The following is a 19,711-nucleotide window of genomic DNA, read 5'->3' on the forward strand; positions in this document are numbered from 1 at the left end:
AGATGTTTGCAGAGCAAGCTTGGATTTTAAATCGTGCATCTTTAACACCGAATCGGCCAGCATTAGTGAACTTAGAAACAAATGAACAATGGACTTATCGGCAATTAACACTTGAAATCGCCAAATGGAGCCATTTTTTTGAAGTTCAAGGATTACAATCAGGTAGCCGAGTAGCGGTTTTTTCTCGAAATAATAGTCACTTATTTGCTATATTATTTGCTTGTGGATTACGGGGGCTGATTTATGTTCCTTTAAACTGGCGCTTAAGTGCAGAGGAGTTAAATGAAATTGTTGCAGATGCTACACCTTCTTTACTTTTATATGACCAAGGAATACCATGCCCTTTACAACTTGCAATGATGTACCCTATTCAACAAGTTCTGCCGTCAGCGACTATTGCGAGCTCAATAGAACTGGATTTAAATGAACCTTGGCTAATGATTTATACAGGTGGCACAACTGGCAAAGCAAAGGGGGTAGTGTTGTCTTTCAATTCTGTAAATTGGAATGCAATTAATACAATTATTAGTTGGGGGTTATGTGAAGACGATTGTACGTTAAACTATATGCCCATGTTTCATACGGGTGGGCTTAACGCACTATCCATTCCATTGTTAATGGCAGGTGGGACGGTTGTTATCGGTGATAAGTTTGAAGCGGAAACAGCACTCAAAGCAATTAATTTCTATAAGACAACGATTTCGCTTTTTGTCCCAACGATGTATCAAGCCATGATAACGACAAACTATTTTCACAAAAGTAGTTTTCCCACTGTAAAAGTGTTTTTATCTGGCGGCGCACCGTGCCCACTTCCGATATATGATGCGTTTTTTAAAAAGGGACTTTTTTTTAAAGAAGGTTATGGCTTAACAGAGGCTGGACCGAACAATTTTTATATCTCACGTGAAGAGGCTTATGTCAAAAAGGGGGCAGTGGGTAAAAGTATGCAATTTAATGAGGCGAAAATTATCAATCAAGCGGGTGAAAGCTGCGCTGCCCATGAAGTAGGCGAACTGTTCGTTAGAGGCAAGCATATGTTTCGATTTTATTGGAATAATCAGCAGGAAACCGACAATACGATACGAGATGGCTGGTTAAGGACTGGTGATTTAGCGACAATGGATGAAGAAGGGTATTTTTATATCGTCGGTCGTAGGAAAGACATGATTATTAGTGGTGGGGAGAACGTCTATCCGCAAGAAGTGGAGCAATGCATACTTCGTCATCAGCTCGTAAAAGAAGCGGCAGTCATTGGAGCACCAGATAATTATTGGGGCGAAGTTGTCACAGCATTTATTGTCTGCCATCATAAGTCAGATACGTTAGTAGACGAAGTAGAAAACCTGTGTCGAAGCTATTTAGGTCACTATAAAATCCCGAAAAAAATTATTATGATTGATGAATTACCAAAAACGATTGTTGGGAAAATTGATAAAAAAGCACTTCAATTGCAATTAAAAAGCTCTTGAAGATAGGTAAGGTGGGGGAAATCGCCACGAAAGACGCCGACACCGCCAATAAGATGGGGGAAATCGCCACAAAAATCACAACAATCGTCCGAAAAGGCAGAAAGCGTATTCGGATTGGAGCCTTGTAAGATACCCAGTTGATAGGGATTGTTCGCTAACTTTTGCTTTTTTTATCTACTTTTCTCACAATGCTTCCCATTAGTCCTACATCACAGTAAAATAGAGTAGGTTAGGGGGATTCTATTTTGAAAGATCAACGCTTTAAAATTGCGCATCGTGAGGCGCTTATTGGCATTGGACTTGTATTTGTCAACTTTGCGATTTGGTATGGCTTTGCCTATGGTCTAGGTTCGGGGGATCCAACAGCGTATTCGTATGTATTGGGTTTCCCAGCTTGGTTTTTCTATAGTTGCATCGCTGGAACAGGTTTTATGATTGTATTAATCTGGCTCGTCTTAAAGCTCTTTTTTAAAGAGGTACCATTTGATGACGGGGAGGTGGATGAATAATGCATTGGCAAGTTATTTTTCCGCTTCTTGTTTTTTTAATTATTATTTTTGGGATTGGCATATGGGCGAATAAGCATGTTCGTTCATCGAATTCATTTTTACAGGAATATTTTCTTGGCGGTCGTGAAATGGGCGGCTTTATCCTAGCAATGACGATGATTGCCACGTATGGTAGTGCAAGCAGCTTTATCGGTGGACCGGGTGTTGCTTATAATAAAGGGCTTGGATGGGTCTTGTTAGCGATGGCTCAACTGCCAGCAGGCTATTTTGTACTGATGATACTAGGCAAGAAATTTGCCATTATTGCTCGCCGCTATCAAGCGATTACATTAATTGATTTTTTACGTGAACGCTACAAAAGCCATGTCATCGTTATATTGTCAGCGATTAGTATTATTGTCTTTTTATTTTCTGCGATGATGGCACAATGGGTCGGGGGCGCGCGCTTAATTGAATCATTAACAGGTCTTAACTATACAGCAGCACTCTTTATTTTTGCTGTTTCAGTATTAATTTATGTGATTATAGGAGGATTCCGTGCTGTAGCGTTAACGGATACGGTTCAAGGTTCCATTATGGTGATTGGTACTGTAATTTTACTGATTGGGACAATCGTTGCCGGTGGTGGCATCAATCAAATTATGACGTCCCTTGTTGCGGAAAATCCAAACCTAGTGTCACCATTTGGTGCTGAAGGGGAACTGACACCATTGTACGTCTCAACATTTTGGATTTTAATCGGCATTGGTGTGGTAGGGCTTCCTCAAATAGCAGTCCGCGCCATGAGCTATAAAGATTCCAAAAGCATGCATTTAGCGATTATTATTGGCACAATTGCTATTGGGACAATTATGTTCGGGATGCACTTGATTGGTGTATTAGCCCGTCCAGTAATTCCTGGCATTGAAATTGGTGATAAGGTAATGCCGTTGCTTACGTTAAAAGTGTTGCCGCCGTTTTTAGCGGGCATTGTGTTAGCAGCACCAATGGCAGCGACGATGTCTACCGTGAATGCGTTGCTGATGCTAGTTAGTTCAACAGTGGTAAAGGATATTTATTTGAACTATATCAAGCCCACTGCCAATGATCGAGAAATCAAGCGTGCTAGCTTCGTGGTAACAACGGTGATTGGTTTAGCAGTCGTTGTATTTGCGTTAAATCCGCCAGATTTACTTGTTTGGCTCAATTTATTTGCATTTGGTGGCTTAGAGGCTGTCTTTATTTGGTCAGTTGTGCTAGGGTTGTATTGGAAAAAAGCCAATAAATACGGGGCGATTGCGTCCATGATTACGGGCATGACGTTATATATTATGATTGATCGCTTTTATCCGACGATTTTTGGTATGCATACGGTGACCATCCCGATAGTAGCTTCATTGATTATCTTTGTTATCGTCAGTTGGCTAACAGCTCATAAATTTAAAGATGAAAAACTATTTATCTAATGATGAAAACCTCGAGTGACAACGCTTGGGGTTTTTCTTTTTGCCACTATAGAATAGAAAAACCGTTAGCATCATGTATGCTAACGGCTTGAATCTTAATAAAATACTTTATCTAGATTATATTTTGCACGGAATGTGTTAATCGCATATGTTTCGTAAATTTCACGTTCCATTGGATCATCAATTTCATACACTTCGATTTTGAAAATTTCATCACGGTATTTTTTCATTGGTGATACATTATCTTCAAAATGCTTTTTAATACGTTGGCGAATTTTACGTGCTTTCCCTACAAATAATAGCTCATTTTTTTCATTATAAAATAAGAAAATGCCACCTTTTTCGCGAGTGATTTTATGGAAATCAATAAAACCGTGGAAAGGCGTAATTTCTACATCCCCTGGTTTTAATACTTGCTCACGTTGACGAATTACTAAGTCTGGTTTTGGGAGTTCAATTTTAATCAAAATATTCACGTTCCTCTCTGTTACTAAAGGTATATGTTAACATAATACCTCTATGATTGCCATTACGATTTATTGGTTCCATTAATTTTCGTGTATGCCTATTAGAATTGGGACTGGCTGTCAAAAATATAACTTGATAGTAGTGTTTAACAATTCATAAGCTTCCATTCGTTTAAATACAAAATATTCTATGTATTATTGAAATTCTTAATTGTTCATGATACAATTCTTTTTAATTGAATAATCTTATCAAGAGAAGCTGAGGGATTTGGCCCTATGACGCTTCAGCAACCTCTAACATTGTTAGAAAGGTGCTAATTCCACCAAAGGATTTTTCCTTTGAGAGATAAGAGTGAACGTGATAATTATCCTTCTCATTCTTGCTCTTATGGAATGAGGGGGATTTTTTAATTTACATAGAGAGAAAAAAATGAAAGAAAAGGGGACAACAATATGCCAATTAATATTCCGAAAAACTTACCAGCTGGAGAACATTTACGTGAGGAAAAAATATTCGTCATGGAAGAAGATCGTGCCAAAACACAACAAATTCGTCCGTTAAATATTTTAATATTTAATTTAATGCCGGAAAAAGAGAAAACAGAATTACAATTACTTCGATTGCTTGGAAATACGCCATTACAAGTCAATATAACATTTTTAAATACGGCAACACACGAGTCTAAAAATGTTAGTAAATCGCATTTACAACTCTTTTATTCAACATTTAATGAGATACGCCATCGTCGCTTTGACGGGATGATTATTACGGGTGCACCAGTGGAAAAAATGGCATTTGAAGAAGTGAATTATTGGGAAGAAATCTCAGAGATAATGGATTGGTCTGCTAAGAATGTCACATCTGTCTTGCATATCTGTTGGGGTGCACAGGCTGCCTTATATCATCACTATGGCATCGGAAAATTTGAATTACCAGAAAAGTGTTCGGGTGTATATTCACATGTGATTACGGATTTAACGGTCGATTTAGTAAGAGGATTTAGTGATTTATTTACAGCACCACATTCTCGGTATACTTCTGTTTCAATCGAAGAAGTACGCAATCATCCGGAATTACGTTTACTATCGTATTCAGAAGATGCAGGCGTTTTTATTGTCCAATCAAAAGATAATAAAAATATTATGATTACTGGGCACTTAGAATACGATGCGACAACACTAGCCGATGAATATAGTCGCGATGTGGCAAAAGGAATCGACATTGCAGTGCCTGTTAACTATTTCCCGAATGATGATCCAGCTAAAGAACCTATTAATACATGGCGAGCACATACCCATTTATTATTCTCCAATTGGCTAAACTACTATGTTTATCAAGAAACGCCGTATGAATGGGATTTTGTTGATGAAATTGAATACCATATCTAATTTGTCGCTTTCCATTTGCTTTTGTGAAGATTTAAAAAATCCAATTTCTCAATCGAAATACTGAGAAATTGGATTTTTTATGTTGTTTCACTTGAGTTCAATGTACTTTGGTCAGTTTGTTGATTTGAACAATCACCGGCTGTTTTGCTTTTTATCTTTCGCATTTTTGCAATGACAAGTAATAAGAGGGCTAACAAGACAGTGAATAAGCCTGAATACAGAGGCCAAATTTTTTGATTATAATTATTAGAATGCACAATATTCGGATGAACAATTTGAGACAACGCAATCATGCACATTCCTAATGGCAAAATCAATGGTCGTGGATCTTTAATATTTAGGATTTGTGCTATACCTATTACAGAAGCATAAAAATAGAGAAAAGTTCGAATATAGATGGAGATAATCCACATGACAGCCATAACAATTTCAACACGTTGAAAGAAATTGCCTATAGAAATCCGTTGAGCCAGTGCATAGCTAGGAAATGACTCAATGGAAGTATTCGTTGGACCAATTACGAGTGTTGAGAGGGCGATAATGATAATTAATACAATTCCTCCGCAGAGCGTGCCGAAATAAAATCCTTTTTGTGCTGCTTTCGGTATATTGACAGCAGAAGGGAAAATCATAAGTAACATAACGAGCGGGAATGAAAAAATACTCATAAATTTAAGAATACCGGTTATTAAAGATGTTGTCTTTGTTTCAAAAATAGGTTGGATATTTTCAATATTAATTTGAGGCGAAATACAAACAAGAAATACAATAAATATAAATAGAAATATAGGAAATAGGATTTCTGCTGACCGTGCAAACACTTCAATGCCTAGAAACGATGCAAAAACAAGAATAATGGTAAATAATACAGCAAAGGACAAAGTAGGTGTCTCGGGCATTACTTCTGTTTGCATAAAGATGCCAATAAAATATAACAATTCACTAGCCGAAAAAAATGCGAGAGTGATAAACCCTAGAGAGGTCAAAGTTCCAAAAAATTTACCTAAAATTTTTCCATTTGCTTCGACAAACGTAAGGTGCGGTGTTTGAGTTCCAAGGCTTGTATACAATTTTACAATTAAAAAGCTTAATAAGACGCCAATAGTTGCGCCAATCCATGCATCTTGATGAAGCTGCTTTGTAATGCTCGCTGGCACAATTAATATGGCCGTTCCAATAGAATGGAGAAGGGTAATGATTGTAAATTGTCTGGCACTAAGTAATTGTTTTTCCATTAGTCACTACCCTTTCTAGTCATTCTTATTAAAAAAATGATAATAACATTTTCCTAATAGGTGTAAAAATAAATGTAATAAAATCTAATGGGCTAGGGATATTTATTTTTAAACCAATGGCGATATTTAAAATGGCGCCTATAAACAATAAAATAGAAAAGGCGAATATTGTTTTTTTTTCGCCTTTTTTCAACAATGGGGGAATCATAAGATAAGCAATCATCAACGAAACAAGTATGACGATCATGCTAATGAACATCGTGAGTTACTCCTTTGAATTGTACAATAATGAGTTTTGGATTGTTCCTAATCCTTGGGTTGTGACCTGTACATGAATCGTAACAGGTACAGTTGGATAAAGTGTTGACCATTCTTTATGAATCTTTTCCCACTTTTTCGGATCGCTGCGATGGAGTGCCTCGCTAAAACCTAATAAATCGAGCTTATAATTTTTCTGAATAATAGCTAAAGTTTTTTCTGTATGTGCTTTTATCTTTTCTGCTGTCTTTTTGTCGATCTGTTGAATGGTGTGGTTTTGGGTTAAATTAATGGCACAATTCACTTCACCAATATTTTGCGTAACATCAATTTTTATCGTGATGTGCGGCGTACCATTTTTGAAAGTCCCTTTAATTTTGGAGGACGAACTCGTAATTTCAGTGGATAACTCTCCACCTTTAGGGCACGCGAGAACTTCTACTGTACTTTTAATTTTGTTATTCAAGTAATTAAAATAAATACTGTCATCTTCTGATAATAACCCGACTAATTTATCCTCTTTAAACATAGCGATACCCGCATATTTTAAAATAACAGGTGTTTTAATTCTTTCTACATTGGTTTGGTCAATCCCTAATTGCAAATCTCCTTGTATCTCAACTGCTGATAAAACGGCACTTTTTTCTTTACCACTAAGGGTGTTGAGCAATTCATCTGTGCGAACAGATAAGGTTGAACCCCATGATTTTTCCGACACCTTGATCGAATTTAATAATTTATTGGCGGGCATTTTTTCAATGGGTGTTAAGACATTCAGCACTTCTTTTGCCGCTGTTTTATGAGATACTACAAGATCAAAGTCGTTTCTAAATTCATGATCTCTTGCAATAAAATCTAGTGGTTCGTTTAAGCCTGCCTCTGCTAATTCTTCACCTATTACGACAATTTGCAAATGAGCAAAATAAGGTTTCCGAGGTGTTAACGTTGTCATTCTTCTAATGGCCTCAAACACACTTTTTCCTTTAGCATGGTAGGTAACAACGGGTGCGCGTCCACTGGATGGTTGCTTTGAAGAAATTTGACTCGGATCTACTACTTGAATGGAAACTTCAAAATCCTCATCGACCTTATCGATACCTAGTGCCACGACGATTGCTAATTCGTTTAATTCTCGCTTACTCCAGCAACCACTCAATAATAAAGTGAGGATTAAGAATAACAAAATCATCTTTCTGTTTGACATGATGGATTCCTCATTTGCACTTTAATGTTTAGTTCTTTTTTTCGTGATATTGTTGTTCTCGAACATTATTTTTTTGACTAACCAATCGCGGTCTTGTCAATAACTTTCTGCGTGGGAACAAGACCATCGCATCTTTTTGGTCTTTTACAATTAATGGCCCGAAGGGACTCATATATGGAACACCAAAAGATCTTAAACTACATAAATGAAGGATAATCATCATAATGCCGAACATCACCCCAAATAAACCAAAAATCGCAGCTAATATCATAAGAGGGAAGCGTAGGACACGAATCGTATTTGATAAGCCGTAAGAAGGAAACAGGAAACTACAAATGGCTGTTAATGCCACGATAATGACCATCACCGCGGATACTACGCCAGCTTCCACGGCAGCTTGTCCTATTACTAACGTACCAACAATGGATACGGCTGGACCAATCGTTCTTGGCATCCGTAGACCTGCTTCTCGCAATATTTCAAAGGCAACTTCCATAATTAGTGCTTCAACGACGGCGGGGAAGGGCACGCCTTCTCGCTGTGAAGCGATACTAATAAGCATTGGCGTCGGAAGCATTTCTTGATGAAAGGTCGTAATAGCCACATATAAAGAAGGCATAATTAATGCAAGCGAAATACCAAAAAAACGTAAAAGGCGGATTAGGGAACTAATAATCCAATTTTGGTAATAATCTTCTGCAGCCTGTAAAAAGGATGTAAATACGACAGGGACGGTTAATACAATAGGTGTTCCATCCACTAATATCGCAATTCGACCTTCTAATAATTCACCGGCAATAACATCTGGCCGTTCTGTATTATAAATCATTGGAAATATGGAATATTTCGAGTCCTGAATAAAATCCTCAATATAGCCAGTTTCTAATACACCATCAATTTTAATTCGATCTAATCGGTCAAGCACCTCTTGTACAATTTTGTCATTGGCTATGCCATTGATATACATAACAGCTACATCTGTTTGGGTTACCTCTCCTATGACCCGAGATTTTATCCAAAGATTAGGGCTTTTTATTTTGCGACGAATGAGTGCTGTGTTGGTCCGCAATGTTTCAGTAAAAGATTCGCGGGGCCCTCTAATCACAGATTCTGTTTGTGGCTCGGTGACGGCTCGATCTTTTGCGTTTTTAGTATCTGTTCCAATCGCCACGGATTGCCCTTCTAATAAAATGACGGTCTCACCATTTAAAATGGACGTAAATAATGCGGTAAAATCAAAAAGATCTTTTACATCACCTACCGCTAAACAATGTTTTTTCATATAGTCATTTATGTTGTCAATTTTATTTTCCGGTTCGTTGTCAATTTCAAGCAGTAGATTTTCAAGTATAAAATCCGTAATAATAGTTTTGTCAGAAATACCATCAATGTTGATAATGGCGATAGATAAACAATCAAGTTTGTCGATAATAATTTCACGAATAATCACATCATTACTATGACCAAGTGCTTCTTTGATTGTAAAAATATTTTCTGAAAGCGAAGTGTGCAGTAAATTCGTTAATGGCTGTTGGGAGGTATTGTTGTTTTCTGAAACGGGCATTTATATTCCTCCTCAGAGTATAGATTGACTAGTATGAGGATGGTCAATTTTGCGGAGAGCTAAACCAAAACAAGTCAACTTAAGATGGTTTAGTTTTGAAATAAAAAAACAGCATTTCCTTTCAATAGCGAAAGGAAATACTGTGTTATTTTTTATAGTCATACTTTAATTCGTGAAGTTGTTCGTCTACATCAACGTGTAAGGTATAATCGTTAAAAAACCATAAATCTTTTTCGTCAATATAGTATGTGACATCGTCTACTACAGTTTGAACGCCTATCTCAATCGGTTCTTCACGTGTCATCCCTAGGGAAAAACCTTCATGAAATGGACTTGAGCCGCCATATCTAGCATAAAAGCGAATTGAATCACCTTTTTCGACTTCCATTTCATTTTTAAACCATTGTAAAGCTTGCGCTGTCAGTGCGATATTCATGCGAGAACTCCTTTCATTTTTAAAGCCATTTAACTTTTGGCTCCGTGCCATTTTTAATGCGCGAAATATTTGCTCGGTGTCGATAAATGATAAAGGTAAATAAAAAGGCTACTAAAATCCCTAATGCAAAGTCGCCTGTCACAAAATAATAGATTATCGAATAAATTAATGCGACGAGTGCCGCAATCATGGATGTGAGGCTGACAATTTTCGTGAGCTTTAATGTTACGATAAAAGTGATGAATAGTAAAATGAATAAATAAAGAATAGCCTAGAAGGACGCCAGCTGAAGTAGCAACCGCTTTACCGCCACGGAAATTTGCAAAGATTGGGAACATATGTCCAATGACCGCAACAAGCCCTAGAATAAGTGAGTGGATCGTGACATCAACAAATACTGGTAGCGTCACTAGTAACACGGCCGCTGTTCCTTTTAAAACATCCATCACCGTCACCACTAAACCCGCTTTTTTTCCTAATATACGGAAAGTATTGGTAGCCCCTAAATTGCCGCTACCATGCTCGCGAATATCTGTTTTGTAAAATATTTTGCCAATCCATAACCCAGAAGGTATAGAGCCGATGAGATAGGCACATAAAATAATAAGTCCGTTTAACATAGGTGGACTCCTTTCATCCAAATAATAACACTTGGTACTAATAGTTTGTAACAAGTATTTTACACTTTTTCTCTTTAATCTACAATGATATGAAGGAGATTTCATCATGAGCCTTGAATTCAATACAAAAGGAAATAGTACTTCATGATTTTAAAAGTCACAGGCTTATGATAGCTTATGTACGGTTATTCGGAACTAGTATTGTATTAATACCTAAGTGCTTTCTTAAAATATAGGTAAAATGGCAATTTTGTCAATCACACATTCCTTTGGTAGAATAGAAGTCTATCTTTAATTTCTCTTGTGAAGCTATTAAAAATCATCACTCAACAGAAAACGCCTACCGATGATGTTTTGGTAGGCTGTAATGTTAAGTAATTAGAAGGCGTTCAATGCTCGCTTTAGTGAAGATAGCGCCTCCTACAGTTGTCGTGGATTTTTGTTTGGTCGTACAAGGCAGTAAGCTTAAAATAAGTGCAGTCATTCATGACAGCAGCCTGCCCTTGATTGGCCTCTAAACAAAGTTCATAGAAGCAATTACGTTGTAGCGTAATTAAAAAAATATATATCTGTCACTAGCTATTGACAGGAAATGCTATTATTATTAGGATGAGAACGTAATCAGAACATGCGTTTGTTTTTTGGAGGGGAATCTTTTGGCGAATAAACAGTCACCTAGCGTCTATAATGATGACGCAATTCAAGTATTAGAAGGATTAGAAGCGGTACGAAAGCGACCCGGCATGTATATCGGTTCCACAGATGGCAGAGGACTTCATCACCTTGTATATGAAATCGTAGATAATGCGGTGGATGAAGCACTTGCTGGCTTTGGTTCTCATATCATTGTCACAATTCATAAAGATCAAAGTTTAAGCGTTCGCGATTTTGGACGTGGAATGCCAACAGGTATGCATAAAATGGGCAAACCTACCCCTGAAATTATTTTCACAGTCTTACATGCAGGTGGTAAATTTGGACAAGGCGGCTATAAAACGAGTGGCGGCTTACACGGTGTTGGCTCATCCGTTGTTAATGCCTTATCGACATTTTTAGAAGTGACGATTCATCGCGATGGCAAAAAATATAAACAGCGTTTTGAAAACGGTGGACATCCTGTGACGACTTTAGAAGAAATCGGACAGACAAAGCAAACAGGCACACTTGTCCATTTCCTGCCAGATGACACGATCTTTTCCGTCACAAAATTTAATTATGATACACTGGCAGAACGTTTACGTGAGTCTGCATTTTTATTAAAAGGATTAAAAATTGAGTTAATTGATCAACGCGAGGAAGGCAAAGGTGATGTTTTCTTTTACGAAAACGGCATTGAAGCTTTCGTTGCGTATTTGAATGAGGAAAAAGATGTTCTTCATCCTGTCAAATATGTAGAGGGTGAGCAAGACGATATCGAAGTTGAATTTGCCTTCCAATTCAACGATGGTTATTCAGAAACAATCTTATCGTTTGTAAACAACGTCCGTACACGTGATGGTGGTACGCATGAAACCGGTGCAAAAGCTGCCTTGACAAGAGTTTTCAATGAATATGCACGGAAAATAGGATTACTAAAAGATAAAGATAAAAATCTTGAAGGGACAGATATTCGCGAAGGTTTAGCAGCAATTGTTTCTGTCCGTATTCCTGAACATTTACTACAATTTGAGGGGCAAACGAAAGGAAAGCTCGGTACAAGTGAAGCGCGTTCGGTAGTCGATAGTGTTGTCTCTGAACAAGTTTTATATGTGCTAGAAGAAAATGCGGAATTGTCTGCATCGCTTGTGCGAAAAGCGATTCGTGCGCAACAAGTACGTGAAGCGGCGCGAAAAGCACGCGAAGATGCTCGTAACGGGAAGAAAAGTAAAAAAGGAAGTACGATTCTTTCAGGAAAGCTAACACCTGCACAATCTCGCAATGCTGCGAAAAACGAATTATATTTAGTCGAAGGTGATTCTGCTGGCGGTTCAGCGAAACAAGGGCGAGATCGTACGTTTCAGGCGATTTTACCGTTGCGCGGTAAAGTCATTAATACCGAAAAAGCGAAGCTCCAAGATATTATGAAAAACGAGGAGATCTCCACAATTATTCATGCTATTGGTGCAGGAGTCGGAGCCGATTTCTCAGTAGAAGATTCAGCCTACGATAAAGTTGTCATTATGACCGATGCTGATACGGATGGCGCACATATTCAGGTGCTTCTATTAACATTCTTCTATCGTTATATGCGCCCATTAATTGAGGCTGGTAAAGTATTTATTGCGTTACCACCTCTTTATAAAGTATCAAAGGGTGTAGGGAAAAAGGAGGTCATTGAATATGCTTGGACCGAAAATGATTTACAAAAAGCCATTAAAAAAGTGGGGAAAGGCTATATCCTACAACGTTATAAAGGACTTGGTGAGATGAATGCTGACCAACTGTGGGATACAACGATGAACCCTGAGACACGGACGTTAATTCGTGTCACGATTGAAGATGGGGCACGTGCTGAGCGTCGCGTGACAACGTTAATGGGCGATAAGGTAGAGCCGCGCCGTAAATGGATCGAAGCAAATGTTAACTTCGGCATGGAGGATGATTCGAACATTTTAGACAATGAATTCATCCAACAAGAGGAGGACCAAGCATGAGTAGTACGGAAAAGTTTCAAGATTTACCATTAGAAGAAGTAATGGGAGACCGATTTGGTCGTTATAGTAAGTATATTATTCAAGACCGAGCGTTGCCAGATGCGCGCGACGGTCTTAAACCTGTACAGCGACGTATTTTATTTGCGATGTATACAGAAGGCAATACGAACGATAAACCGTTCCGTAAGTCTGCCAAAACGGTCGGGAATGTAATCGGTAACTACCATCCACACGGTGATAGTTCGGTATATGAAGCGATGGTGCGAATGAGTCAAGATTGGAAAGCACGCCATATGCTGATTGAAATGCACGGAAATAATGGTTCTGTTGATGGAGATCCACCTGCTGCGATGCGTTATACAGAAGCAAGATTGTCAGCAATTGCAGCTGAAATGTTACGTGATATTGGTAAAAAGACAGTGGAGTTTGTACCGAATTTTGATGATCAGGATATGGAGCCAACAGTATTGCCTGCTCGCTTCCCGAATTTGCTTGTCAACGGGTCGACAGGAATATCTGCTGGTTATGCCACAGATATTCCCCCACATGCACTTGATGAGGTGTTAGATGCCGTTTTAATGCGTTTAGATCAACCGAATTCGACTGTCGATGAGCTAATGACGGTGATTATAGGCCCTGACTTCCCAACAGGAGGGATTATTCAAGGTGTCGATGGTATTAAAAAGGCATATGAAACTGGACGCGGTAAAATTATTGTTCGAGCTCAAGCAGCCATTGAACCATTAAAAGGTGGGAAAGAGCAAATCGTTATTACAGAGTTACCTTATGATGTGAATAAGGCAAATCTTGTAAAGAAAATTGATGAACAACGCGTCGATAAACGCCTGGAAGGCATTGCAGAAATTCGAGATGAATCAGACCGTACTGGTTTACGTGTCGTGATTGAGTTAAAAAAAGACGTGCCAGCACAGGGCATTTTAAATTACTTATTTAAAACTACTGATTTGCAAGTAGCCTATAACTTTAATATGATTGCGATCCATAATCGTCGTCCAACGATGATGACATTGCCACTGCTACTTGATGCGTACATAGCCCATCAAAAAGAAGTGGTGACAAACCGCTCCATTTATGATTTGCAAAAGGCAAAAGACCGTTCTCATATTGTTGATGGCTTGATTAAAGCACTGTCGATTTTAGATGAAGTAATTGCAACAATTCGTTCATCGAATGATAAGCGCGACGCAAAAACAAATTTACAGGTGAAATTTGACTTTACTGAAGTACAATCGGAGGCGATTGTGAGCTTACAATTATACCGTTTAACGAATACGGATATTACAGAGCTACGTCGTGAACAAGATGAGTTAAATGCACTGATTGCGAAACTAGAAGGTATTTTGCATAGCGGGGCGAAACTTGTACGTGTCATTAAACAAGAATTACTCGACATTAAAAAACGTTTTTCTGAACCACGCCGTTCGAAAATCGAACAAGAGATTGAAGAAATTAAAATTACGTTAGACGTGCTTGTTCCAAGTGAGGATGTTGTGGTCACAGTGACGAAGGATGGCTATATTAAGCGCACATCCACACGTTCGCATGCAGCATCTAATGGACAAGATTTCGCCATGAAAGACTCCGATTATTTACTGTATGAGGCAACGTTAAATACCCAGCATCATCTGTTGTTGTTCACAAATCGTGGGAATTATATTTATCAGCCTGTACATGAATTGCCGGATATTCGTTGGAAAGATCTTGGTCAGCATATCTCAAGTATTGTGCCAACAGGTGAAGATGAAACAATTATTGCGGTCTATGGTTTTGATTCCTTTGAACAGCCAAACACCTATATTTTAACCGCTACAAAGGAAGGGCAAATTAAGCGCTCGCCACTGCCAGATTATGCAGTAACACGTTATTCGAAGCCGATTAAGACGATGAATGTCAAATCAGGCGATGAAATGATCATGGCGGATATTGTTTCAGACGAGGCAGAGCTGTTATTGATTACTGATACAGCCTACGCTATCCGCTTCCCAATTGAAGAACTTCCTGTCACAGGTGTTAAAACGGGTGGCGTGAAAGGTATCACGTTAAAAGATGGGGAAGTACTTGTTGGTGTAACAATATTAAAGCCGTCTGATACAGAGTATGTCGTGATTGTTACCCAACGAGGTGCTGTGAAGAAGATGAATGTCGCTGAAGTCGATATGGCAAGTAGAGCAAAACGTGGTTTAAAAGTGTTAACCGAATTAAAAGCCAATCCACATCGTATTGTTGCGGTAGTAAAAGCAAGTGATCAGGAGCAAGTCATTGTTGAAACAGAAAAAGGCGTAAAAGAAATCATTGATGTCAAAGGTTTAACGCGCGCAGATCGCCATTCGAATGGCTCCTTTAAAATAGATATCGCTACAGACGGTACCATTTCTCATGTAATGAAAATGAAAAAAGAAGAAGAATAATTTATTATGCCCATGTTCTTATACAGAACTGGGCTTTTTTCATCTAGCAAAATGCTTTGGAAAACGAATTACTAATTAGAAAGAAGTTTGCTCGCTTATGATAGGCATCGACAGCAAGGCTGATTTTAAAGGTTTAAAAATACGAGCTTGTCATTTGAAGATAGATAGGGGTATAATAATCAACGAAAAGTTCATAAGTTAAGAATGTAGGGGGGCTGGAAGTTGCCAGCTGAGATTGCGTCCGTTCAGATGCTGACCCTTTGAACCTGATTTGGCTCGTACCAGCGTAGGGAACATCTATTCAAAAATATTCGTACACTATTTTTTGATACCGTTTGCAAACGCCTGGGATAATTCCTAGGCGTTTTTTGTTTAAGGATGATAATTCCCTTAAGCAGATAGAAAACAATGAGCATCGTCTGCAAACAGATTAAAAACAGCATACGCTTTTCTTCTGGTGAAACATTCAATCATGAACACTTTCAAATTACTTGCTAGGAGGATATAGCATGAAAAAATGGTTAATCATTATGGTTGCTGCACTAATTACATTAGTTGGGTGTAGCGCAAAAGAAGACAAAAAAGAGGAAGCCAGTTCAGAAAAAAAAGTATCAGTTGTACTGGACTGGACACCTAATACGAATCATACGGGACTTTATGTGGCGCAAAAGCTTGGCTATTTTAAAGAGCAAGGCTTAGACGTAGAGATTATTTTACCAGGTGATGCAGGTGCTGATCAGCTTGTGGCGTCTGGGAAATCAGAGTTTGGCGTAAGCATCCAAGAAGGCATTACGCAAGCTCGTGTACAAGGTGTACCACTTGTATCGATTGCGGCAATTATTCAACATAATACTTCAGGTTTTGCATCACTCGCTTCAAAAGGCATTACATCACCAAAAGATTACGAAGGAAAAACCTATGGTGGCTGGGGTGCTCCAGTGGAACAAGCTGTTTTACAGTCACTGATGCAAACAGAAAATGCTGATATAAACAAATTAGATATCGTCAATGCGGGAGATATCGACTTTTTCACAATGATGCAAAAGGATATTGATTTTGCGTGGATTTATTATGCTTGGACAGGTATTGAGGCAGAACTTCGTGGGGAAAAGTTAAATATGCAGTATTTAACCGACTATAGTGAGCAGCTTGATTATTACACACCTGTATTGGCAACGAATGAAAAAATGATAAAGGATAATCCTGATGTCGTAAAGGCATTTGTCGCAGCTACTGCCAAAGGCTATGAATATGCGATAGCGCATCCGAGTGAAGCGGCTGATATTTTACTTGAAGCGGTACCTGATTTGGATAAAGAGCTTGTGCATAAAAGTCAGGAATGGTTAGCGGGTAAATATCAAGATGATGCGGTGCAATGGGGAGAACAAAAGTTAGCAGTTTGGGAAAACTATGCGGACTGGATGACACAGAATAACGTTTTAGAAGGCGACTTTAATGCACAACAAGCATTTACAAACGACTTCTTACCAAAGAAAGGAGCAAAATAAATGGCGAATTCATTAATTAGTGTACAAATCATACCTAAAACAGAAAAATATGAGGATGTGATCCCATTTGTAGATGCGGCAATTGCTGTAATCGATGCTTCCGGTGTGCACTATGAGGTGCATCCACTGGAAACAACAATGGAGGGTGAATTATCCACTTTGTTACAAATTATTGAAGAGATGAATAAAAAGATGATTGACTTAGGCGCTATCAATGTTATTACACAAGTGAAAATTTTATATCAGCCAGCTGGTATTACAATGGGAACATTAACGGAGAAATATCGAGGGTGAAACAGGTAATGCTGAAAGGAAGGTCGATTATTTTTATCGCCTTCCTCTTATTCATATGGGAACTTATTATACGTGTAGCTGATATCCCGCATTGGCTATTGCCAGCGCCAAGTGCCATTATGATTGAAGGTATTGAATCGTATTCAACGTTTATTCCCCATGTTTGGGCCACGATTCAGCTAGCATTATTAGGGCTTGCTATTGGTGTGATGTGTGGCTTAAGCGTTGCGGTATTTTTACATCGCTCATCAACCATTAGAGCGTTTGTTTATCCGATTCTTATTGTGTCTCAAAATGTGCCAGTGCTCGTTTTAGCGCCATTATTAATTATTTGGTTTGGCTTTGGCCTGTTACCCAAGCTGATTATTATTTGTCTCGTTTGCTTCTTTCCAATCGTTATCGCGGCGATGGATGGGTTTCGCCAAACCTCTCCTGAGCTTAAACATTATTTTGCAATGATTGGTGCTACGAAGGGGCAAACATTTTGGAAATTAGAATGGCCTTATGCGTATCCATCCATCTTTTCCGGTATTAAGATTGCGGCGACTTATAGTGTGATGGGAGCGGTCATTGCTGAATGGCTTGGTGCAAAAAAGGGAATTGGTGTTTATATGACGCTCGCACAATCATCGTTTCGAACGGATCGCGTCTTTGTAGCGATATTTGCCATTGTCTTATTAAGTTTATTGTTATTTAGTGTGATTCGTTTTGTAGAAAAGCTTGTTGTAAAGGGGAGGGGCGCACATGCTGAACATTCAAGACATATCTAAGTCCTTTGGCTCGCTTGAAGTGGTTAATAATTTATCCTTTACCGTACAGGAAGGTGAATTTGTGGCAATCATTGGTCCTTCAGGTAGTGGAAAAAGCACACTCTTTCAATTGATAGGAGGAATAACGCCTGTCGATCGCGGCGCTATTTTGTTAAATGGAGACAATATTCAACGAAAAACAGGTAGCATTGGCTATATGCCCCAACAACCTTGCTTATTACCGTGGCGGACGATTTTAGAAAATGTCATGATTGTTGAGGAATTGCAGCGTCGTCCGAATAAAGAGCTTGCCAAAGCGTGGCTAGAAAAGGTTGGTCTTGCTTCGTTTGAAAATGCTTATCCGCATGCATTATCAGGAGGCATGCAGCAACGTGTATCGTTTTTGCGTGCTATCGTCAGCGGGAAACCGATACTATGCTTAGATGAACCTTTTTCAGCGCTCGATGAGTTTACAAGATTAGAAATGCAAGCATGGTTGTTATCTATTTGGGAGGAACATAAAAAATCTATCCTATTCGTGACACATAGTATTGAAGAAGCGCTATTTTTAGCGGATCGTATTATTGTATTAACGAAACGTCCAGCGACGGTTAAGGAAGAAATCATTGTGCCGTTTGCACGACCACGTTCCGAGGAAATTCGTCATTCCACTCAATTTACACAGTTAAAACAACAACTTTTTCAGTATTTAAAGGAAGAAAAGGACGATGCATATGTTGATTGATGCACATATTCATTTAGATCAGTATCAAGAAGAAGAAGTACCTTTGCTACTTGATGAGGCGCAAACGGTTATAGCGGTCAGTACGGACTTACAATCTTGTGAGAAAACGCTGAAGTTATCGAGAGCCTATGCGAAGGTCAAGGCAGCATATGGTTTTCATCCTGAACAGTCGTTGCCTAATGATAAGGAGAAAGAAGCTTTATTTAATTGGATACGACTGCACGCAAGTGAGATGATTGCTGTTGGAGAGGTTGGTTTACCTTATTATCGAAAACAGACGCATGTATTGGATGAGCGCCCTTATATTGCGTTATTAGAACAATTTATTTTGTTAGCGCAAGAACTTCACAAACCGATAGTGTTACATGCTGTTTATGAGGATGCACTCATCGCTTGTGATTTACTTGAGAAACATGGTGTAAAGAAAGCTCATTTTCATTGGTTCAAGGGAAGTGAAGAGGCAATTGTGCGCATGATACATAATGGTTATTATATTTCCATTACGCCTGATTGTGTTTATGAAGCGGAAATACAAGATTTGATTACAAAGTATCCATTGGAACTGATGATGGTGGAAACGGATGGACCTTGGCCATTTGAAGGACCTTTTGACAAGGCTCGAACATCGCCGTCTATGATGGCTAAAAGTATCGAAGTCATTGCAACGCTTAAAGGTATAACAACGCAAGAAACGGCCAATACTTTGACACGAAACACAAAATTATTTTACGATTTATAAAGACACGACAAAAACAGC

General features: G+C 38.6%; 17 protein-coding genes, 1 pseudogene and 2 riboswitches. Of the genes and pseudogenes, 11 read left to right on the plus strand and 7 right to left on the minus strand.

Annotation, left to right across the window (positions count from 1 at the left end; genetic code table 11):
- Window positions 1–2 precede the first annotated feature (2 nt).
- The 3 genes from LO754_RS10340 to panF all read left to right on the plus strand — a co-directional run bounded on the left by LO754_RS10340 (window position 3) and on the right by panF (window position 3,423).
- Window positions 3–1,469 (plus strand): class I adenylate-forming enzyme family protein, encoded by a 1,467-nt coding sequence (locus LO754_RS10340; protein ID WP_024361795.1) that lies wholly within the window; start codon window positions 3–5, stop codon window positions 1,467–1,469.
- Window positions 1,470–1,714: 245 nt separating this feature from the next.
- The gene (locus tag LO754_RS10345) at window positions 1,715–1,978 is read left to right on the plus strand and encodes a YhdT family protein (RefSeq protein WP_024361794.1); all 264 of its coding nucleotides are present in this window, start codon (window positions 1,715–1,717) and stop codon (window positions 1,976–1,978) included.
- Window positions 1,978–3,423 (plus strand): sodium/pantothenate symporter, encoded by a 1,446-nt coding sequence (gene panF, locus LO754_RS10350; protein WP_231786185.1) that lies wholly within the window; start codon window positions 1,978–1,980, stop codon window positions 3,421–3,423. Before LO754_RS10345 ends, panF begins: the two co-directional genes overlap by 1 nt.
- A 95-nt stretch (window positions 3,424–3,518) precedes the next feature.
- Here panF and LO754_RS10355 read toward each other — a convergent pair whose 3' ends face one another.
- Window positions 3,519–3,890 carry a nucleotide excision repair endonuclease gene (locus LO754_RS10355; protein WP_024361792.1) on the minus strand — a complete coding sequence of 124 codons (372 nt, stop codon included), beginning with the start codon at window positions 3,888–3,890 and terminating at the stop codon, window positions 3,519–3,521.
- Between the two features lie 243 nt (window positions 3,891–4,133).
- Window positions 4,134–4,243, plus strand: a riboswitch (SAM riboswitch).
- Between the two features lie 100 nt (window positions 4,244–4,343).
- On the opposite strand from LO754_RS10355, the gene metA reads away from it, so the two are divergent.
- Window positions 4,344–5,279, plus strand: a complete 936-nt coding sequence (metA, locus tag LO754_RS10360; protein ID WP_024361791.1) for a homoserine O-acetyltransferase MetA — start codon at window positions 4,344–4,346, stop codon at window positions 5,277–5,279.
- Window positions 5,280–5,356: 77 nt separating this feature from the next.
- On the opposite strand, the gene LO754_RS10365 is transcribed toward metA, so the two are convergent.
- The 6 genes and pseudogenes from LO754_RS10365 to plsY all read right to left on the minus strand — a co-directional run bounded on the left by LO754_RS10365 (window position 5,357) and on the right by plsY (window position 10,596).
- Window positions 5,357–6,514, minus strand: a complete 1,158-nt coding sequence (locus tag LO754_RS10365; protein ID WP_108030855.1) for a GerAB/ArcD/ProY family transporter — start codon at window positions 6,512–6,514, stop codon at window positions 5,357–5,359.
- A 28-nt stretch (window positions 6,515–6,542) separates the two neighbouring features.
- Window positions 6,543–6,773, minus strand: a complete 231-nt coding sequence (locus tag LO754_RS10370; protein ID WP_231786186.1) for a hypothetical protein — start codon at window positions 6,771–6,773, stop codon at window positions 6,543–6,545.
- A 6-nt stretch (window positions 6,774–6,779) separates the two neighbouring features.
- The gene (locus LO754_RS10375) at window positions 6,780–7,976 is read right to left on the minus strand and encodes a Ger(x)C family spore germination protein (protein WP_024361788.1); all 1,197 of its coding nucleotides are present in this window, start codon (window positions 7,974–7,976) and stop codon (window positions 6,780–6,782) included.
- A gap of 28 nt (window positions 7,977–8,004) precedes the next feature.
- The gene (locus LO754_RS10380; protein WP_231786187.1) at window positions 8,005–9,540 is read right to left on the minus strand and encodes a spore germination protein; all 1,536 of its coding nucleotides are present in this window, start codon (window positions 9,538–9,540) and stop codon (window positions 8,005–8,007) included.
- A gap of 145 nt (window positions 9,541–9,685) precedes the next feature.
- Window positions 9,686–9,976 carry a HesB/YadR/YfhF family protein gene (locus tag LO754_RS10385; protein WP_024361786.1) on the minus strand — a complete coding sequence of 97 codons (291 nt, stop codon included), beginning with the start codon at window positions 9,974–9,976 and terminating at the stop codon, window positions 9,686–9,688.
- A gap of 19 nt (window positions 9,977–9,995) precedes the next feature.
- Window positions 9,996–10,596: pseudogene (plsY, locus tag LO754_RS10390) on the minus strand (glycerol-3-phosphate 1-O-acyltransferase PlsY).
- Window positions 10,597–11,252: 656 nt separating this feature from the next.
- On the opposite strand from plsY, the gene parE reads away from it, so the two are divergent.
- The 7 genes from parE to LO754_RS10425 all read left to right on the plus strand — a co-directional run bounded on the left by parE (window position 11,253) and on the right by LO754_RS10425 (window position 19,693).
- Window positions 11,253–13,229 carry a DNA topoisomerase IV subunit B gene (gene parE, locus LO754_RS10395; protein ID WP_024361784.1) on the plus strand — a complete coding sequence of 659 codons (1,977 nt, stop codon included), beginning with the start codon at window positions 11,253–11,255 and terminating at the stop codon, window positions 13,227–13,229.
- The gene (gene parC, locus LO754_RS10400; protein ID WP_231786188.1) at window positions 13,226–15,658 is read left to right on the plus strand and encodes a DNA topoisomerase IV subunit A; all 2,433 of its coding nucleotides are present in this window, start codon (window positions 13,226–13,228) and stop codon (window positions 15,656–15,658) included. The genes parE and parC overlap by 4 nt, the downstream gene beginning before the upstream one ends.
- Before the next feature lie 198 nt (window positions 15,659–15,856).
- A riboswitch (TPP riboswitch) is annotated at window positions 15,857–15,968 on the plus strand.
- Between the two features lie 199 nt (window positions 15,969–16,167).
- The gene (locus tag LO754_RS10405; protein ID WP_231786189.1) at window positions 16,168–17,166 is read left to right on the plus strand and encodes an ABC transporter substrate-binding protein; all 999 of its coding nucleotides are present in this window, start codon (window positions 16,168–16,170) and stop codon (window positions 17,164–17,166) included.
- Window positions 17,167–17,460, plus strand: coding sequence for a thiamine-binding protein (locus tag LO754_RS10410; protein ID WP_024361781.1), 294 nt, complete (start codon window positions 17,167–17,169; stop codon window positions 17,458–17,460).
- 8 nt (window positions 17,461–17,468) lie between these two features.
- Window positions 17,469–18,230, plus strand: a complete 762-nt coding sequence (locus LO754_RS10415; protein WP_051147716.1) for an ABC transporter permease — start codon at window positions 17,469–17,471, stop codon at window positions 18,228–18,230.
- Window positions 18,205–18,954, plus strand: a complete 750-nt coding sequence (locus LO754_RS10420; RefSeq protein WP_231786190.1) for an ABC transporter ATP-binding protein — start codon at window positions 18,205–18,207, stop codon at window positions 18,952–18,954. Before LO754_RS10415 ends, LO754_RS10420 begins: the two co-directional genes overlap by 26 nt.
- Window positions 18,944–19,693, plus strand: a complete 750-nt coding sequence (locus LO754_RS10425) for a TatD family hydrolase (protein WP_231786310.1) — start codon at window positions 18,944–18,946, stop codon at window positions 19,691–19,693. Before LO754_RS10420 ends, LO754_RS10425 begins: the two co-directional genes overlap by 11 nt.
- The last annotated feature ends 18 nt before the right edge of the window (window positions 19,694–19,711 follow it).

This window comes from Lysinibacillus sp. GJ-1 (assembly GCF_021166035.1).
GTDB classification, from domain to species: domain Bacteria; phylum Bacillota; class Bacilli; order Bacillales_A; family Planococcaceae; genus Lysinibacillus; species Lysinibacillus sphaericus.

Excerpts from the sequence above, each read along its gene's own strand:
- LO754_RS10340 (WP_024361795.1), top strand. The coding sequence starts at position 3 with ATGTTTGCAGAGCAAGCTTGGATTTTAAATCGTGCATCTTTAACACCG.
- panF (WP_231786185.1), top strand. The coding sequence starts at position 1,978 with ATGCATTGGCAAGTTATTTTTCCGCTTCTTGTTTTTTTAATTATTATT.
- metA (WP_024361791.1), top strand. The coding sequence starts at position 4,344 with ATGCCAATTAATATTCCGAAAAACTTACCAGCTGGAGAACATTTACGT.
- LO754_RS10365 (WP_108030855.1), bottom strand. The coding sequence starts at position 6,514 with ATGGAAAAACAATTACTTAGTGCCAGACAATTTACAATCATTACCCTT.
- LO754_RS10370 (WP_231786186.1), bottom strand. The coding sequence starts at position 6,773 with ATGTTCATTAGCATGATCGTCATACTTGTTTCGTTGATGATTGCTTAT.
- LO754_RS10375 (WP_024361788.1), bottom strand. The coding sequence starts at position 7,976 with ATGTCAAACAGAAAGATGATTTTGTTATTCTTAATCCTCACTTTATTA.
- LO754_RS10380 (WP_231786187.1), bottom strand. The coding sequence starts at position 9,540 with ATGCCCGTTTCAGAAAACAACAATACCTCCCAACAGCCATTAACGAAT.
- LO754_RS10385 (WP_024361786.1), bottom strand. The coding sequence starts at position 9,976 with ATGAATATCGCACTGACAGCGCAAGCTTTACAATGGTTTAAAAATGAA.
- parC (WP_231786188.1), top strand. The coding sequence starts at position 13,226 with ATGAGTAGTACGGAAAAGTTTCAAGATTTACCATTAGAAGAAGTAATG.
- LO754_RS10405 (WP_231786189.1), top strand. The coding sequence starts at position 16,168 with ATGAAAAAATGGTTAATCATTATGGTTGCTGCACTAATTACATTAGTT.
- LO754_RS10410 (WP_024361781.1), top strand. The coding sequence starts at position 17,167 with ATGGCGAATTCATTAATTAGTGTACAAATCATACCTAAAACAGAAAAA.
- LO754_RS10415 (WP_051147716.1), top strand. The coding sequence starts at position 17,469 with ATGCTGAAAGGAAGGTCGATTATTTTTATCGCCTTCCTCTTATTCATA.
- LO754_RS10420 (WP_231786190.1), top strand. The coding sequence starts at position 18,205 with ATGCTGAACATTCAAGACATATCTAAGTCCTTTGGCTCGCTTGAAGTG.
- LO754_RS10425 (WP_231786310.1), top strand. The coding sequence starts at position 18,944 with ATGTTGATTGATGCACATATTCATTTAGATCAGTATCAAGAAGAAGAA.